The organism is Pseudomonas sp. GW822-FHT02G04 (genome assembly GCF_058802085.1).
Window position 1 is genome coordinate 12,033 of sequence record NZ_JBXANU010000015.1, and the last position, 16,412, is coordinate 28,444.

A 16,412-nucleotide genomic window follows, 5' to 3' on the forward strand; every position below is an offset into this window, starting at 1 on the left:
GGCAGGATGTTAGCTGGCTAATACTTGAAGCGACAGCATTCCCTGGCTTTCCCGGGTTTTTCAATCGGTGACGCAATTGCATCCGGGTTTTTCTGGCGCAATACCGACGTTATCATTCACATCGATTTCTTTTGCGGACAGCAACCCATGACTCAAGAACCTAGCACCCTCTATGCCAAGCTGCTTGGTGAAACCGCATCTATTACCTGGAAAGAGTTGGAGCCGTTCTTTGCCAAGGGTGCCCTATTGTGGGTCGATCCTGGTCTGGATTTGATCGCGGCGGCGGAGGCCGTAGCGACCGATGAAGGCGAGAAAGTCGCTGCCTGGCTGGCCGCCGACAAGGTCGCCAAGCTGTCTGAAACGCGGGCGCTGGATATTTTCGAGCGTGATCCGGAGCTGTGGGCCGTGGTTGTTTCGCCGTGGATTATGATCCAGGAAAGGGCGAAGGCTTGAAGGCTTGCACCGATTTGGTGCTTGGTTTTGTCGGGCAAAAGTGTGTAGCCGAGTAGCGTGATGGCACGTTGCCGTGGAGAAAGGCCACAGAAAGGCCGGTATAACGGTGACGTAAACGTAACGGGAACAGTTTATTGAGCAGCCGATGGGCTGCTTAATTGTGATCGTTCCCACGCTCTGCGTGGGAATGCAGCCCGGGACGCTCTGCGTCCCAAAAGCGGACGCGGAGCGTCCATTGAGGCATTCCCACGCGGAGCGTGGGAACGATCATCAGCCTGCTCGCGATTGGCCGCGACACGGTCTCGCCGGGCTTAGAAGGTCTTGCCCGTATGGTTATTCAGCGAAATAACCTTGGTCTTGCCAATCCGGTGACGGTAGATCTCGCGTAGGTACTTGATCGCCTTCTTCACGCAATCGCGCGACAAACGAATGTCATTGATCGAGACGAACTTGTCCTTGTCGTTGATCAGCTCGCGGTACTTCTTCTCGTACATCGGTTTGATCGCGTACCAGTTGGTGTCGAGGATCTTCGCCGGGTTTTCGAATTCGTTGAGCAGGTCGTCGATCCGGTCTTCGTCGAAGTCTTCATGGATGATGAAGTCCAGGATCGAGTTATCCAGCGTTTCGTCGAAGCGATACGGATTTTTTGCGAAGCAACGCTTGATGAACGCCACGATCAGCGTCAGGAAGTCGTCCGACAGGCACGGGCTCTTGGCGATCAGGGTGGTCAGCGACAGGTTGGCCGAGGCGCCGATCACCAGTGCATAACGCTTGAGCGTGGTGTTGGGGAACAGGCTGTTGAGATGAGTCTTCAACCGGTTCAGGTCCATGTAGGACAGTTTGTAGTCTTTGGGCAAGGACACGATCGACACCACCGACGAGCAATTCTTGAAGAAGTGCAGGTCGTGCAGCGCGGCCGCGTCATAGCCCGAATTCTTGTACTGCTCGAGCGAGGCGCGGTAGCGCTTGGACTCGATTGGCAACAGGCTGATGCCTTCAATCGCCTGGGTGACTTTGTTGAAGTGCGGCAGGTCGATGGAGCGGAAGAACAGATCGTCGATGTTCAGGCGCTGCGGTTCTTTGTCGAACACCTTGAATTTGTCGCTGCTCGGCGGCGGGGTTTCCGGCACCACGGATTCGGCGTAGGCAATGGCCACCGGGCCGGCCAGGCTCATGAACAGGTCGTTGGCGTCCAGGCGAATGGTTTCGCCGATGTCGATGCCAGCGCGACGGAAATAGTTCTGGTCGTAGTCGGTGGTCACCGCCTGCGCCGTCAGAATGTTGAAGATCTGCTGTGAGATGTACTGGTTGGCGTGCTTTTCCATCGCGTTGACGTCGATGTTCTGGATGTTGCCGTCATCGCTTTCTTCGGCATAACGCATGATGTCGTTGGAGATCAGCATCATCGCGTTCCATGGGCGGATACGGCCCATGACGCTGGCTTCGCTGCTGTCTTCGTTGGCGAAGTTGTAGGAGAAGTCCCACTCTTCCGACAGGTATTTGCACAGCAGGCGACCGGCGTTGATGTGCAGCGCTTCGGACATTTCACTGCGGTGATCGGAAATGTTCGGCAGTACGCAGATGCCGCTGGTGAAGATCGGCTCGAAGACGAAGGAATGGCCGCTCTTGCCGTCGTGCTCATCCATTGGCTTGGTGTCGAACGTCTTGTTCATGTACGAGTGCTGCTGGGCCAGGCCGAATTCCGAGGCCATGCCCGAACCGGTACCGCCGCCGGCACTGAAGATCGAGAAATACAGGCGCGACTGGTTGGCCTTGATCCCGCAGCTGTCGATCAGGTACGAGTGAATCATCTTCCAGTCGGGGCTGGAGAAGCGCTGGGTGTCCTTGTTCAGGATGATCTTGGCCAGATACTGGCCGAGGATCGGCGCGTTACCGGCGCCACCGGCGTGGACTTCCGACAAGTCCATGATTTTCATTTTGCTGTAGTCGCGCAAAAAGCCGCTTTTTTCGCCCTTGCGCGAGAAACGGATGCGACCGGCGATGTCCTTGTCCAGGTCGCCGAGCATCACCAGCGGTTCCACCAGGAACACCGGTTTGGTGGCCTTGTTCGGCCCCAGGCGCAGATTGTTGCGAATCCACTGCGCCGGACTGTAGCCCTTTTCGGCGTAGCGCTTGTCCGGCGACAGACGGTCTTCGTTGTTGAATTCGTTGAGGTAGAACTTGCGGGCGTTGTACACCAGTTCCGCCACGTCCAGCGCGATGTTCGAACCGCAGCGGCCCAGGCCGATCAGGCACACCGAGGGGAATTCCTGGTCGTTGTGCTGTTCGTTATCGCCTTCCAGATGGGGCGGGCGCGGGAACACCAGGTCGCGCAGGCCGTCGAGGTTGTCGAGGATGCGGTCGGTATTGGTTTCGGTGAAGTACAAGTATTGCTGAGTCGACAGCGGACGCGACGGGGGCAATGGCTTCGACGATGAGGGGCTGTTCGCCGCGGGGCTCAGGGTCAGGTCGGATACCGCGGTGGCCGGATTGTTTTTAGAAGTCATTGTGCGCCATATACCTGGACTGGTCGGCTCGTCGACAAGTGTCATCGAGTCATCACGGAATGGGATCTCGCGTCTTTTTTTAGCGCGAATGTGGCCCAAGCGTCAGGGCCTTGGCCTGAACATCGCTCGGGGGAATCCTTTCCTTAACCATGATGAATCGGCCAATATTCGATGATCTTTAATCAAAGAGAGGCTAAATGATGGCAACGTTGCCTGCGCTGGGGTTCGCCGGAATCGGCCTGATGGGTCTGCCGATGTGCCGACGCTTGTTGGCGGCCGGTTATCCGCTGACGGTATGGAACCGTAACCCGGCCAAGTGTGCAGCGCTGGTCGAGGCCGGCGCACGGCAAGTGGCGACACCGGCCGAGCTGTGTCAGCACGCCGACGTGGTGATGTTGTGCCTGGCCGATACCGCGGTGGTACGTGAGGTGGTGTTTGGCGCGGCTGGCGTTGCCGAGGGAGCGAAAAGCGGCCAGTTGCTGGTGGATTTTTCCAGCCTGGAGCCCACCGCAACACGGGAAATGGCCACAGCACTGGCCAATAAAACCAGGATGGGTTGGCTCGATGCGCCGGTGTCCGGCGGGGTGGTCGGCGCCGAGGCCGGCAGCCTGGCGATCATGGTCGGTGGCGAGGCGGCAGACCTGGCGCGCGTGCGGCCGGTGTTGCTGACCCTTGGCCAGCGCGTGACCCACATGGGCGCGGTCGGCGCGGGGCAGGTGACCAAGGCCTGCAATCAGATGATCGTCGCCTGCAATGCCTTGGTCATTGCTGAAGTGGTGGCCCTGGCCGAACGTTCCGGGGTCGATGCCAGCCTGATTGCCGAGGCGCTGGCCGGTGGTTTCGCTGATTCAAAACCGTTGCAGATTCTCGCGCCGCAAATGGCCGAAAGCCGTTTCGAGCCCGTGAAATGGCACGTACGCACGCTGCTCAAGGATCTCGACACCGCCGTGAAGTTTTCCCGCGAACAGGGTTCGGCCACGCCGATCAGCGGATTGGCCGCACAACTGATGCGACTCCATGGGGGGCAGGGGTTCCTGGAAAAGGATCCGTCGACGTTAGTGCAGTTGTACCGTGAGCCAGACTCACCGGATTGACGGCATGCGTGTGCTTGCGCTGGTTGATTTCGGCCAGCACCGGCCGTAACTCAGTCAGCGGCACCGGACGGCTGAGCAGGTAGCCCTGGACGAAATCGCAGCCGTGGCGTTGGAGAAAGTCGTATTGCTCGATGGTCTCGACGCCTTCGGTGACGACCTGCAAATGCAGGGTGTGGGCCATGACGATAATGGCCTGGACGATTTCCATGTCCTGGGTGGCCTTGGGGATGTCCTGAATGAAGGAGCGGTCGATCTTCAGCGTGTTTAACGGCAGGCGCCTGAGGTAGGCCAGGGATGAATAGCCGGTGCCGAAGTCGTCGATCGACAACGAAACGCCAAGGGCGCGAATCTGCCGCAGCAACACCAGGGTATTGGAAATATTGCCCATCAATGCATTCTCGGTCACCTCCAGCTCCAGTCGCTGGGGCGTCACCCCGTAGACGCGCAGGGCGTGTTCGATTTCATCGGCCAGTTCTTCTCGCGCCAGGTTCAGGGGCGAGCAATTCACTGCGATCTTGAGGTCTTCGCAATCGTGGCGGGACAGTTCGCCCAGGTCTGCGCAGGCTTTGCGCAATACCCAATTGTCCAGTTCGGCGATCAGACCGTTGGCCTCGGCGATGGCGATGAACCGGTCCGGCGTCAGCAATCCGTGAACCGGGTGTTGCCAGCGGACCAGCGCTTCAAGTTTGGTGACTCTGCCGATTCTCAGGTCATAGATCGGTTGGTAATACAGCATCAACCCGGAGTCTTCGCGCAGGGCGTGACGCAGTTCTTCTTCGAGTTGCAGCTCCAGGGTGGCGCGGGCTTTCAGGTTTGAACTGAAAAAGTGCAAGCCGTTACGACCGCTGCCCTTGGATTGATACAGCGCCAGGTCGGCGTGCTTCAGCAGTTCTTCGCAGGTCTTGCCGTCTTCCGGAAACAGGCTGATGCCGATGCTGGTGGTCATGACCATGCGCCGTCCGGACAACTCGATGGGGTCCTTCATTTTCAGCATGATGCGCTGGGCCATATGCCGGGCTTCTTCGCGGTCGTACAGGTTGATGAGGAGGCAGAATTCGTCGCCTCCGAAGCGCGCCACCACATCTTCGTGGCTGCGTACCGAGGCCTTGATGTGGTTGGCGAGGACTTTGAGTAGTTCGTCGCCGGCGTCATGGCCAAGGCTGTCGTTAATCCGCTTGAAGTGGTCGATGTCGAGGAATATCACCGCGAGCATGCCGCCTTCGTTGGTTTTTTCGATGAGTTTTTCGGCGAAGAGCTGGTTGAAGCCCCGGCGGTTGAGCAGGTTGGTCAAGGGGTCGTAATGCGCCACCTGTTGCAGTGACATGCGTGCCTGATCCAGTTGACCGAGCAGGGCATTGACCCGCTGCAGGTCGGAATCCTTGTGTTGCAGCTTCTTGTCCGCCAGTGCGGCGCTGATGCTGCTGCCGATGATCAACAGCGCCATCACCGCCACCGTCAGCCCCAGTTGCAGGTGATTGTTGTCGCCGGGCAGCGGTTGAAGGCTGTCATCGGGCAGCACCAGGTTGAGCGATGCCATGCCGGTGAAATGCATGCTGACAATGCCAGCCCCGAGCACCAGGCTGGCGGTGTATTTGAGCAGTAGATGATACGCACCGGTGTCATCGCGCAAGTGACTGGAAATCAACAGGGCAGCCAGGCTGGCACCGATGGCGATCACGACGGAGAGCACGAACAGGGCGGGTTGGTAATAGACCAGTGCATTCGATCGCAGAGCGGCCATGCCCACGTAGTGCATGGTCGCGATGCCCAGGCCGATCCACACCGCGGCCCGCAGGTATTGCCAGAAATTCAGTTGGGGATGGCTTAGGGTGTACATGGCCAGCCACGAGGCGGTCAGGGCGAACAACAGCGAGATCAGGGTGGTGGGCAGGTGGTAATGGATTTCGATCGGCACCTGGAACGCCAGCATGCTGATGAAGTGCATGGACCAGATACCGCCCGCCAGACACCCGGCACCGACCCAGCGCCAGAGTCGTTGAGAGGCGGATTTTTCCACATGACCCACCCGCTCGGTCATGTCCAGCGTGGCGAAACCGGCCGTGCAGGCGACCAGATAGGCCAGCAACACCAGAAACGGGTTATGGGTGCAATTGAGTATGACCTGCCCGCTTTCCGGCAGCCCGGTCATGAAATGCAAACCAAGCCACTCCATAGCATGTCCCGTCTGTGAGTCATCTTGGCCTGCGTCATGCGCGCTGGCGAATGCTGGCAGTATAGAGGGCTTATACAGAGCGCAAGGGGTGATGGCACATTGATGTCTAAATTTTTTTTAATTGGCTCAATGGCGGTCGATGCGGCGCCTTAGGCGATCTGCTCAAAGGCGTTTCGAATTCAGGTTGCAGGGCGGGCAGCCCGAACGCGGCCCGTGCCGCATCGCAATCCACGTTCGCTTCGCCATTGGCCCAAGAGGCGTCGAACTCCCGACAAGTGCTGGAACGCTGATCGTAAATCGAGCACTGCACGGTGCTGCCCACTTCGCCCACCAGACCGACACAGCGAACGGGTTTGCAGTCTGTGCCCAGCATGGCCACCCGGCTGGGGCTGATGGATGCGACCAGTTCGTCAGGCACCGTGCCCCCGGCCGAGGTGCATTCACCCCAGAAAAAAGACACGCGAAAATGAGAACAGCAGGCACCGCAATTCAGACACGGACTGACTTCGGACATGGGCAATGATCAAAGGAGGAATGGGAACGGGGTGGGCAGACAAGGCCGCTATTCTAGGCTTCGCCATGACGTTGGGAAGGGGGGCGCAGAGGTATTTTTCTATCCTCCGATTGATGGTGAAAAACCTGGCTTCCTGACAGCACTGATCCCACAGGTTATGCGTGGCGCCATGAGCTGATATCAACCTTGCGAATAATGACAGACAGCCCTGACGGGCCTGACTAGATTGGAGGTTCCGGGGACAGTGACGGCCCCAACAACAATAAAAAGAGACGGACCCATGCAGAACTCGACCCAAGCGGCGAATGCCTGGCGCATTCTGTTCCTGTTGTTCCTGGCCAACCTGTTCAATTTCTTCGACCGCACCATCCCGGCCATCATCATCGAGCCGATCCGCATGGAATGGCACCTCAGCGACTTTCAGCTGGGGATCATCGGGACCGCATTCACCATCGTTTACGCCATTGCCGGCCTGCCTCTGGGGCGATTGGCCGATACCGGCTCGCGCAGCAAACTGATGGGTTGGGGCCTGGCGGCATGGAGCGGGCTGACCGCGGTCAACGGGTTGGTGGGCAGTTTCTGGAGTTTCCTGATCGTGCGCATGGGCATCGGCATCGGTGAAGCCAGTTACGCGCCGGCCGCCAACTCGCTGATCGGCGATTTGTTCCCGGCGCATCGTCGGGCGCGGGCCATGGGCATTTTCATGCTCGGCTTGCCGCTGGGCCTGCTGCTGGCGTTTTTCACCATTGGTGCGATGGTCAAGGCGTTCGACAGCTGGCGTGCGCCGTTCTTTATCGCGGCGGTGCCGGGGCTGATCCTGGCGGTCTTCATGTTCTTCATCAAAGAGCCGAAACGTGGCGCGGCGGAAAGCGTGCAAGTGTCTCAGGAACGCGTGGACCGGCCGATCCGCCGAGTGCTGGCGGTGCCGACTTTCCTGTGGCTGGTGATGGCGGGGCTGTGCTTCAACTTCGCCACGTATGCCTGCAACTCGTTTCTGGTGCCGATGCTGCAGCGTTATTTCCTGATGCCGTTGCAGGACGCGGCGGTGGCGACCGGGGTGATCGTCGGGGTGACCGGGTTGTTCGGCCTGACACTCGGCGGCTGGATTGCCGACAAGATTCACCAGCGGGTGGCCAATGGGCGACTGCTGTTCGCCGCATTCAGCCTGATCATTTCGACCTTGTGCACGGCTTGGGCGCTGCACGCCGGACGAATCGAAATCGGGGTGTTTGTCGCGGTGTTCAGCCTGGGGTGGTTGTTCGCCTACAACTTCTACACCTGCGTCTACACGGCGATTCAGGACGTGGTCGAACCACGCCTGCGGGCGACGGCGATGGCGTTGTTCTTTGCCGGGTTGTATCTGTTGGGCGGTGGTTTGGGGCCGGTAGTGGTGGGCGGTCTGTCCGATCACTTCGCCCATACCGCGATGCTCTCGGCGGGTGCCGAGCAGATGACCGAGGCGTTCAAGGCAGTCGGCCTGCATGACGCGATGTACCTGATCCCGGTGGCGCTGTTTTTCACCATGGTGTTTCTGTTTTTGGCGTCGCGGTGTTTTGTACGGGATGCCAAGCGGATGAAGGAAGGGTTGGTGGCGGTGGTTGAGCCAAAGGGCGCTGCGGTCACGGCCTGAGGATTGATCGTTCCCACGCTCTGCGTGGGAATGCCTCAAGGGACGCTCCGCGTTCCTGCTCCGGAAAGGGACGCGGAGCGTCCCGGGCTGCATTCCCACGCGGAGCGTGGGAACGATCGGCGGGCGGGACAAGGCAAACAAAAAGGCCCGCATCGCTGCGGGCCTTTTCATTTTTGGCGATGGAGCAGGGCGGTTTAGCCCGCTACCAGCACCCGGATCGCTTCCAGCCGCAGCGCGGCTTTGTCGAGCATGGCCAGGCCTTGCTCACGTTGCTTGCGCAGGGCAACCAGTTCGCTGTCGCGCACGGTCGGGTTGACCGCTTGCAAGGCGGTCAGGCGCGCCAGTTCTTCGTCGGTATCGGCCGCCAGGCGACGTTGCGCCTCGGCCACGCGCTCGGCGTGACGCGGGGTGATCTTCTCTTCACCGGCGTTGATCCGTGGCGTCAGCTGGTCGCGCTGGGCCTGGATGAACTTGTTGGCGCTGGCGCGGGGCACGCTTTCCAGTTGATCGTTCAGGGTTTCGAACGACACCCGGGCCGACAGGTCATTGCCATTGGCGTCGAGCAGGCAGCGCAGGGCGGCCGGCGGCAGGTAGCGGCCCAGTTGCAGCGAACGCGGGGCAACCACTTCGCTGACGTAGAGCAGTTCCAGCAACACGGTGCCCGGTTTCAGCGCCTTGTTCTTGATCAGCGCCACGGCGGTGTTGCCCATCGAGCCGGACAGGACCAGGTCCATGCCACCCTGAACCATCGGGTGTTCCCAGGTGATGAACTGCATGTCTTCACGAGACAGCGCCTGGTTGCGGTCGTAGGTGATGGTCACGCCTTCGTCGTCGCCCAGGGGGAAGCTGGCGTCGAGCATTTTTTCGCTGGGCTTGAGGATCAGCGCGTTTTCCGAATGGTCTTCGCTGTCGATGCCGAAGGCGTCGAACAGGGTTTCCATGTAGATCGGCAGGGCGAACTGATCGTCCTGTTCAAGGATGTCTTCGACCAGCGCATCGCCTTCACCCGCGCCGCCGGAGTTGAGTTCCAGCAAGCGGTCGCGACCGGTGTTCAGTTCGTCTTCCAGGCGCTCACGCTCGGCGCGGGCCTCGTCGATCAGCGCTTTCCACTCGCCATCGTCGGTCTCTTCCAGCAGCGGCAGCAGGCGCGGGCCGAACTGATGCTGCAAGGCGTTGCCGGTCGGGCAGGTGTTGAGGAATGCGTTCAGCGCTTCGTGGTACCACTGGAACAGCCGCTCTTGCGGGCTGGTTTCCAGGTACGGCACGTGCAGTTCGATGATGTGCTTCTGGCCGATCCGGTCGAGACGACCGATACGCTGCTCCAGCAGGTCCGGGTGCGACGGCAGGTCGAACAGCACCAGATGGTGCGAGAACTGGAAGTTGCGACCTTCACTGCCGATTTCCGAGCAGATCAGCACCTGGGCGCCGAATTCTTCGTCGGCGAAGTAGGCGGCGGCGCGGTCACGCTCAAGGATGTTCATGCCTTCGTGGAACACCGTGGCCGGAATGCCGGAACGCACGCGCAGGGCGTCTTCCAGGTCCATGGCGGTTTCGGCGTGGGCGCAGATCACCAGCACTTTGGTGCGCTTGAGCATTTTCAGGGTGTCGATCAGCCACTCGACGCGCGGGTCGAATTTCCACCAGCGTTCTTCTTCGTTGGCGTCCGGCTGGGACTGGAAGCTGACTTCCGGGTACAGCTCGATGTGATCGCCCAACGGCAGTTCGAGGTATTCGGTCGGGCACGGCAGCGGGTACGGGTGCAGTTTGCGCTCCGGGAAACCTTGCACGGCGGCACGGGTATTACGGAACAGCACGCGGCCAGTGCCGTGACGGTCGAGCAGTTCGCGGACCAGACGGGCGCTGGCTTCGGTATCGCCATCGTTGACTGCGCTCAGCAGGGCTTCGCCTTCGTTGCCGAGGAAGCCATGAATGGTCTTGTGCGCTTCAGGCGACAGGCGCCCTTTGTCCAGCAACTCCTGAACGGCTTCGGCCACCGGGCGATAGTTTTCGCTCTCGGCGCGGAAGGCATGCAGGTCATGGAAACGGTTCGGGTCGAGCAGGCGCAGACGGGCGAAGTGGCTGTCCTGGCCCAGTTGTTCCGGGGTTGCGGTCAGCAGCAATACGCCGGGAATGACTTCAGCGAGTTGCTCCACCAGGGAGTACTCAGGGCTGACCTGGTCTTCGTGCCACACCAGGTGGTGCGCTTCGTCGACCACCAGCAAATCCCAGCCGGCGGCGAACAACGCGTCCTGGGCCTTCTCGTCTTCCACCAGCCATTCGAGCGCCACCAGAGCGAGCTGGGTGTCTTCGAACGGGTTGGCGGCATCGCTTTCGATGAAGCGTTCTTCGTCGAACAGCGCAACTTGCAGGTTGAAGCGGCGACGCATCTCCACCAGCCACTGGTGCTGGAGGTTTTCCGGCACCAGGATCAGCACGCGGTTGGCGCGGCCCGAGAGCAGTTGGCGATGGATCACCAGACCGGCTTCAATGGTCTTGCCCAGGCCCACTTCGTCGGCCAGCAGAACCCGCGGCGCGATACGGTCGGCGACTTCACGGGCGATGTGCAACTGGTGCGCAATCGGTTGCGCGCGCACGCCGCCCAGGCCCCAAAGAGAGGACTGCAACTGGCGGCTGGTGTGTTCCAGGGTGTGATAACGCAGGGAGAACCAGGCCAGCGGGTCGATCTGGCCGGCGAACAGACGGTCGCTCGCCAGTCGGAACTGAATGAAGTTCGACAGCTGGGTTTCCGGCAGGGTGACCACTTCGTTCTGCCCATTGAGGCCGTGGTAGACCAGCAGGCCGTCGATGTCGTCGACTTCCTGTACGGTCAGTTTCCAGCCTTCGAAGTGAGTAATCGAGTCACCCGGCGAAAACCGCACGCGGGTGAGGGGCGCATTCCGTAGCGCGTACTGGCGAGTGTCGCCAGTGGCCGGGTAGAGCACGGTCAACAAGCGGCCGTCCTGTGCCAGAACGGTGCCTAAACCCAGCTCGGCTTCGCTGTCACTGATCCAGCGTTGCCCCGGTTGATACTGCTGCGCCATGCTGCCTGACTCCCACCTTGAAAAAGCGGGCTATCTTAACGGAATGAGCCTTCAGGGCCAAAGGATTACTCAGTAGGAGCTGCCGAAGGCTGCGATCTTTTGATCTTCAAGTCCTGAAAAGATCGCAGCCTTCGGCAGCTCCTGTCTGTGCGTTGGGTCACAAGTTTTCGACCGATGGCTCAAGTCGCCATCCCCGCAGCCGACAGCCTGCTGACAGGAGACTATTAATATGCTGCCACCGATGCTCCCCTTGAGCGCCGTGCCGATCACTTCACAGCAGGATCCGATCCGCCAGCGTCCGGATATTCCCCCCGTGGTGCCGGTGCAGGAAAGCTCCAATGAAAGCACCATCGACCTGCAAAAGCGCGACCCGGAAGAGGCGGGCCTGCAGCTGCGCGAGGAGCAGCGTCGGCAACAGGAACGGGAGCGGCGCCGTCGCGAGGCTGATGAAGATCCGGAAGAACACCTGGCGATCCCCGGCAATGAGCTCAATGCCGACAATACCGTGCCGGTGGTGCCGTTGATGGAGAGTCAGCCACGTCAGGGGTTGTGGGTCGATATCGAGATCTGAAGTGTCGGAGGCTGGTCAGCGCCCGCGCCAGACCGCATTATTGGCGCAATCCTGTCGCCTTTAGCCGGCAGCTGAATTCATTTCCAAGCGATGCACTGAACGCCATGAGCCAAGATGACAAGCTGATCGACCTCAATTCTGAACGTGCCAAACGGGTTCATGACCTTAATGAAAAGCGCCTGAACGAAGTGCGCCAGGCATTTGAGCAGGCCATGCCATTGGGTAAAGCGAAGAAAAAGCCGAAGAACAAACCGAAAAAGCGTTGAAACACCCTGCATCTGTTGATGCAGGTCAGTTATTTCCCTTCCTTTACGCCCAGTCTCGGGCGGCATTGATCCCGGTCAATTTTCTCTCCTGCCCGATTGGTTAACTTAGCCCCATCGCAACAGGGCATGTGCAGGAGGCCAGTCATGTTTTTCGATAACGTGGTGATCGCCGGAGTGCTGACAGTCGGCCTCATGGTTCTGTTTTTTGCAGGGTTTGGTTTTTTTATCTGGAAGGATTCGCATAAGCGGAGAAAACCGTAGTTCTTTCTGGAGCAATGAGCACGCAAGGCATTTTGGGCGACTTCGGTCGCCCTTTTTTTTGTGCGATCGTTCCCACGCTCTGCGTGGGAACTCCTCAAGGGACGCTCCGCGTCCCAGCTCTCGAAAGGGACGCGGAGCGTCCCGGGCTGCATTCCTTTGCTGCGCGTGGGAACAATCCGATACCGAAATGCGGGCAATAAAAAAGGCGCGAACCTCACGGAACGCGCCTTTTTCAGTAGCGGTGTATCAGCTACCCAATGCCTTGGAGGCCAGCCAGAACAGGCCGGCCGACAGGGCCACGGTGGCTGGCAGGGTCAGGACCCAGGCCAGCAGGATGGTTCTGACAGTACCGCCTTGCAGGCCGCTTTTGTTCGCGACCATGGTGCCGGCCACGCCTGAGGACAGGACGTGGGTGGTGGAGACGGGCAGGCTGAAGATGTTGGCCATGCCGATCATGCTCGCGGTGGTGATCTGCGCCGACATGCCTTGGGCATAGGTCATGCCTTGCTTGCCGATTTTCTCGCCGATGGTCAATACCACGCGTTTCCAGCCGACCATGGTACCCAGGCCGAGGGCCAGTGCGACTGCCAGAATCACCCAGAACGGGGCGTATTCAGTGGTGGTGGTCAGGTCCTTGCGCAGTTTGTCCAGGTCAGCCTTTTCACGGGCAGCGAGGCCAGGCAGCTTGCTGACTTTCTTCGCCGTGTCGTCCAGGCAGAGCAGGTAACGACGCACTTCGATGCGGCTTTCCGCCGGCAGCGAGTGGTAGTCGGCTACACCCTTGAGGGTGTCGAGCAGGGCGGCGATGGTCGGTTCGGTCTGTTGCGGGTTGCAACGGAATTTCTCCGGCAGATCACCTTCCACGCTTTTGCCCAGAGCCAGGAAATCACCCAGCGTATCGGCATTGCGTTTGTAGAACTGGCTCAGGTGCAGAGTTGCATCGCGCGTCCGTTCGATCTGGTAGGTAGTGCTGCCCAGGTCGAGTACGAACTGCGCCGGCACAATACCGATCAGCACCAGCATGATCAGGCCGATACCTTTCTGGCCATCGTTCGAGCCGTGCACGAAGCTGACCGCCATCGCCGAAATCACCAGGACCAGACGGTTCCAGAACGGCGGGTGTTTCTTGTCGTCGATCTTGCGGCGCTGTTCCGGTGTCTTGTGCATCTTGGACAGCGGACGCCACCATTTAAGGCCGATCAGCACCAGGGCCGCGATCAGGAAACCGGCCATTGGCGAGAACACCAGGGACGCGCCGATGTCGATCGCTTTCTGCCAGTTCACGCCGTCGGCCAACGGAATGTCGTTGATCAGGGCGTTGGCCAGGCCGACACCGAGGATCGAACCGATCAGCGTATGGGAGCTGGAAGCCGGGATACCGAAGTACCAGGTGCCCAGGTTCCAGGTGATGGCGGCGGCGAGCAACGAGAACACCATGGCCAGTCCGTGACCGGTATTCACATTGATCAGCAGTTCTACCGGCAGCAGATGGACGATGGCATACGCCACGCCCACACCGCCCAGCAGCACGCCGAGGAAGTTGAACACACCGGAAAAGAACACCGCCAGATGAGGCGGCATGGCTTTGGTATAGATAACAGTGGCCACCGCGTTTGCGGTGTCATGAAAGCCGTTGATGAACTCGAAGGCGAGGACAAAGGCCAGGGCGAGCAAGAGGCTCACAAGCACCCAAGCATCCAGTCCGCTGAATAAATCGATCATGAAGGTTTTCTGACCCGTTCGTAAGGGGGCGCGATTATGCCAGAAAAGACTGCTAATCGATGCACTTGCTGCTCATCGGTTACATTCTTCAATGAATTAGTGGGTGGCAACCCGCTGAACCCCAGGGTTTTTCAGGGGTTTACAAGTCATTGAATTCGCTTGGAAAGGCTGCAGTCACAAGGGTTTCTCTCGTTGGGACGAGAGGCTTGAACGCTTGTGTGAAATATCTGAGAAGAAGGTCAGGCAAGAGCCGTTTGCCTCATCGAATGAATGAGGGAGCCGCTGCCCGCTTGTAGCGGGCGCGAAAAGCATCATCGATACAACCCGCTTTTAACGGGTGCAGACGCAGGCTCTTGAAAGGATTCAAACCGAGGCGGTCATGGCTCTTCGGCTTTGAGTTCCTTTTCCATCTTCTGCAATTCCTGGGTGAAGGCCTGATCCTGAACGGTGGCGCGTTTACGCCAGGGTTTGCGTTCGGGTTCGGGCTGAGCGGCGTAGGTGGTGACTTCCCCGCCGTAAACTTCCTTGTAACGTTGTTCCTGGCGCTCAAGTTCCGCGCGCAGTTCGTCTTTCGTCACAGTGCTACCTGATTGAGTTGAGATTAATTCTGGTGAAACGCGCTGCATCGATCTATTGACCATGCTCATCGAAAGGACAATGCCTGATACGACATCGTTCCCACGGCGCAATCAATACTTCAATGTTGCAGGCGGCCACGGCACCAGAGAAAAACAGCTGACGCAGCATCAGTCTCCTGTTTCAGCGAGCGCGTTGGCGGAACATATTAAATGAGCGTCAAGCGCTTGCTGCGGACAGCGGCGATGGATATCGCGCTGCCGGCGGGCGGAATCGGTACAAAAAAACCGGTCGCCTCTGAGATGCATTATAGCGGTCGATCCGAAGAACACTATCTCTTGGCAGTTAAAAGTAGTTCCTCATGTGTGATTGTTTTGTTACTCGCAACTTGCCGGTAACTACGGTGGGCTGATGCCAGTTGCAGTGGTGACTTTCTGGCGCCATTAGGCCGGACAAATTATTACATCGTTCTCCTTTAAGCCAGTGACCGAAAATAACAACCGTATTGTGGGGTGAGTGAAAGCAGGATGGCTGAATGTACTCACCACGATTGCGATTATCGGCCTGCGGTTCGATAATCGCCCAATCCTGGCAGCCGCTGGCTTGTGTGTCAGACCGGGGCCGCTTGTAATAGTCGCTGATCCGTGTGGGGAACAACCTGATATGAACGATCAAATGCGCAATTCCTTCGCTTCAGTGGCGCCGCCGATCGTCGCCTCGCCCGCCAAGCGAATCCAGGCCCTGACCGGTGACCCGGATTTCATGACCTCCCTGGCCCGTGGCCTGGCCGTGGTGCAAGCGTTCCAGGAGCGCAAGCGGCACCTGACCATTGCACAGATCAGCCACCGTACGGAAATTCCCCGCGCCGCTGTGCGACGTTGCCTGCATACCCTGATCAAGCTCGGCTACGCCACCACCGACGGGCGCACCTATTCGCTGCTGCCCAAAGTCTTGACCCTGGGCCATGCCTATCTGTCGTCAACCCCGCTGGCGGTGTCTGCCCAGCCGTACCTGGACCGCATGAGCGAGCAATTGCACGAGGCCTGCAACATGGCCACGCTGGAGGGCGATGACATTTTGTACATCGCGCGCTCCGCGACTACCCAGCGGCTGATTTCTGTCGACCTCTCGGTGGGTGGGCGCTTGCCGGCCTATTGCACCTCCATGGGCCGGATTCTGCTCGCCGCGCTGGACGACACGTCGCTGCGCGAATACCTCGACCATGCAGACCTGCAAGCCAAGACCAGTCGCACCCTGCATACCCCCGAGGCATTGCTCGAATGCCTGCAAGAGGTACGGCGACAAGGCTGGTGCATCGTCGATCAGGAACTGGAGCAGGGCCTGCGCTCGATTGCCGTTCCGGTGTACGACGCTTCCGGTCAAGTGGTAGCGGCGCTGAACGTCAGCACCCACGCCGGCCGGGTCAGCCGCAGCGAGCTGGAGCAACGTTTCTTGCCTGGCCTGCTAAGCGCCAGTCGAGATCTTAGCGCGCAGCTGTTTGCCTAAGCTGTTCGATAAACGCACAGAGTCGCGTTTATCGAATTGACGCTCTTTCCCTCGGATCATTAATGTCGCGGCAGCGTCATCCGGCGCTGCTGGCCCTC

General features: G+C 59.5%; 13 protein-coding genes. 7 read left to right on the forward strand and 6 right to left on the reverse strand.

The window, feature by feature from the left end; all coding sequences use genetic code 11:
- The first annotated feature begins 147 nt into the window (after positions 1-147).
- Entirely contained in the window at positions 148-453 is a 306-nt protein-coding gene (locus tag AC1RO5_RS18710) for a DUF2288 domain-containing protein (RefSeq protein ID WP_026345679.1), read from the forward strand.
- Between the two features lie 311 nt (positions 454-764).
- Here the strand turns inward: AC1RO5_RS18710 and AC1RO5_RS18715 are convergent, their stop codons facing one another.
- The gene (locus AC1RO5_RS18715) at positions 765-2,960 is read right to left on the reverse strand and encodes a hypothetical protein (protein WP_493176849.1); all 2,196 of its coding nucleotides are present in this window, start codon (positions 2,958-2,960) and stop codon (positions 765-767) included.
- Between the two features lie 197 nt (positions 2,961-3,157).
- Here AC1RO5_RS18715 and AC1RO5_RS18720 point away from each other — a divergent pair, with 197 nt between their 5' ends.
- Positions 3,158-4,054: an NAD(P)-dependent oxidoreductase gene (locus AC1RO5_RS18720; RefSeq protein WP_493176851.1), complete on the forward strand. Its 897-nt coding sequence runs from the start codon at positions 3,158-3,160 to the stop codon at positions 4,052-4,054.
- Here the strand turns inward: AC1RO5_RS18720 and AC1RO5_RS18725 are convergent.
- Positions 3,945-6,227 (reverse strand): putative bifunctional diguanylate cyclase/phosphodiesterase, encoded by a 2,283-nt coding sequence (locus tag AC1RO5_RS18725; RefSeq protein WP_493176853.1) that lies wholly within the window; start codon positions 6,225-6,227, stop codon positions 3,945-3,947. The two genes, AC1RO5_RS18720 and AC1RO5_RS18725, sit on opposite strands and share 110 nt — an antisense overlap.
- A gap of 106 nt (positions 6,228-6,333) precedes the next feature.
- Positions 6,334-6,741 (reverse strand): YkgJ family cysteine cluster protein, encoded by a 408-nt coding sequence (locus AC1RO5_RS18730; protein WP_493176855.1) that lies wholly within the window; start codon positions 6,739-6,741, stop codon positions 6,334-6,336.
- 262 nt (positions 6,742-7,003) lie between these two features.
- On the opposite strand from AC1RO5_RS18730, the gene AC1RO5_RS18735 reads away from it, so the two are divergent.
- Positions 7,004-8,371, forward strand: a complete 1,368-nt coding sequence (locus tag AC1RO5_RS18735) for a spinster family MFS transporter (protein ID WP_256580779.1) — start codon at positions 7,004-7,006, stop codon at positions 8,369-8,371.
- 194 nt (positions 8,372-8,565) lie between these two features.
- On the opposite strand, the gene rapA is transcribed toward AC1RO5_RS18735, so the two are convergent.
- The gene (gene rapA / locus AC1RO5_RS18740) at positions 8,566-11,412 is read right to left on the reverse strand and encodes an RNA polymerase-associated protein RapA (protein ID WP_493176857.1); all 2,847 of its coding nucleotides are present in this window, start codon (positions 11,410-11,412) and stop codon (positions 8,566-8,568) included.
- A gap of 229 nt (positions 11,413-11,641) precedes the next feature.
- Between rapA and AC1RO5_RS18745 the strand changes: the two genes are divergently transcribed.
- The 3 genes from AC1RO5_RS18745 (at position 11,642) to ccoM (ending at position 12,510) form a co-directional block, all read left to right on the forward strand.
- Complete coding sequence (locus AC1RO5_RS18745) at positions 11,642-11,983, forward strand: aspartate-semialdehyde dehydrogenase (RefSeq protein ID WP_305411402.1); 342 nt, start codon at positions 11,642-11,644, stop codon at positions 11,981-11,983.
- A gap of 104 nt (positions 11,984-12,087) precedes the next feature.
- The gene (locus AC1RO5_RS18750) at positions 12,088-12,249 is read left to right on the forward strand and encodes a hypothetical protein (protein WP_007935839.1); all 162 of its coding nucleotides are present in this window, start codon (positions 12,088-12,090) and stop codon (positions 12,247-12,249) included.
- 144 nt (positions 12,250-12,393) lie between these two features.
- A complete protein-coding gene (gene ccoM, locus AC1RO5_RS18755) occupies positions 12,394-12,510 on the forward strand; it encodes a cytochrome c oxidase subunit CcoM (protein ID WP_018926882.1) in 117 nt (38 codons plus the stop codon).
- 246 nt (positions 12,511-12,756) lie between these two features.
- On the opposite strand, the gene AC1RO5_RS18760 is transcribed toward ccoM, so the two are convergent.
- The gene (locus AC1RO5_RS18760; protein WP_493176859.1) at positions 12,757-14,232 is read right to left on the reverse strand and encodes an inorganic phosphate transporter; all 1,476 of its coding nucleotides are present in this window, start codon (positions 14,230-14,232) and stop codon (positions 12,757-12,759) included.
- A gap of 377 nt (positions 14,233-14,609) precedes the next feature.
- Positions 14,610-14,810: a hypothetical protein gene (locus tag AC1RO5_RS18765; protein WP_007935837.1), complete on the reverse strand. Its 201-nt coding sequence runs from the start codon at positions 14,808-14,810 to the stop codon at positions 14,610-14,612.
- A 661-nt stretch (positions 14,811-15,471) separates the two neighbouring features.
- Between AC1RO5_RS18765 and pcaR the strand changes: the two genes are divergently transcribed.
- A complete protein-coding gene (gene pcaR, locus AC1RO5_RS18770; protein ID WP_007935836.1) occupies positions 15,472-16,314 on the forward strand; it encodes a pca regulon transcriptional regulator PcaR in 843 nt (280 codons plus the stop codon).
- The last annotated feature ends 98 nt before the right edge of the window (positions 16,315-16,412 follow it).

What these genes read in the sequence shown, in the direction of transcription:
- AC1RO5_RS18710 (WP_026345679.1), top strand. Translation starts at nt 148, where the DNA reads ATGACTCAAGAACCTAGCACCCTCTATGCCAAGCTGCTTGGTGAAACC.
- AC1RO5_RS18715 (WP_493176849.1), bottom strand. Translation starts at nt 2,960, where the DNA reads ATGACTTCTAAAAACAATCCGGCCACCGCGGTATCCGACCTGACCCTG.
- AC1RO5_RS18720 (WP_493176851.1), top strand. Translation starts at nt 3,158, where the DNA reads ATGATGGCAACGTTGCCTGCGCTGGGGTTCGCCGGAATCGGCCTGATG.
- AC1RO5_RS18725 (WP_493176853.1), bottom strand. Translation starts at nt 6,227, where the DNA reads ATGGAGTGGCTTGGTTTGCATTTCATGACCGGGCTGCCGGAAAGCGGG.
- AC1RO5_RS18730 (WP_493176855.1), bottom strand. Translation starts at nt 6,741, where the DNA reads ATGTCCGAAGTCAGTCCGTGTCTGAATTGCGGTGCCTGCTGTTCTCAT.
- rapA (WP_493176857.1), bottom strand. Translation starts at nt 11,412, where the DNA reads ATGGCGCAGCAGTATCAACCGGGGCAACGCTGGATCAGTGACAGCGAA.
- AC1RO5_RS18745 (WP_305411402.1), top strand. Translation starts at nt 11,642, where the DNA reads ATGCTGCCACCGATGCTCCCCTTGAGCGCCGTGCCGATCACTTCACAG.
- AC1RO5_RS18750 (WP_007935839.1), top strand. Translation starts at nt 12,088, where the DNA reads ATGAGCCAAGATGACAAGCTGATCGACCTCAATTCTGAACGTGCCAAA.
- ccoM (WP_018926882.1), top strand. Translation starts at nt 12,394, where the DNA reads ATGTTTTTCGATAACGTGGTGATCGCCGGAGTGCTGACAGTCGGCCTC.
- AC1RO5_RS18760 (WP_493176859.1), bottom strand. Translation starts at nt 14,232, where the DNA reads ATGATCGATTTATTCAGCGGACTGGATGCTTGGGTGCTTGTGAGCCTC.
- pcaR (WP_007935836.1), top strand. Translation starts at nt 15,472, where the DNA reads ATGAACGATCAAATGCGCAATTCCTTCGCTTCAGTGGCGCCGCCGATC.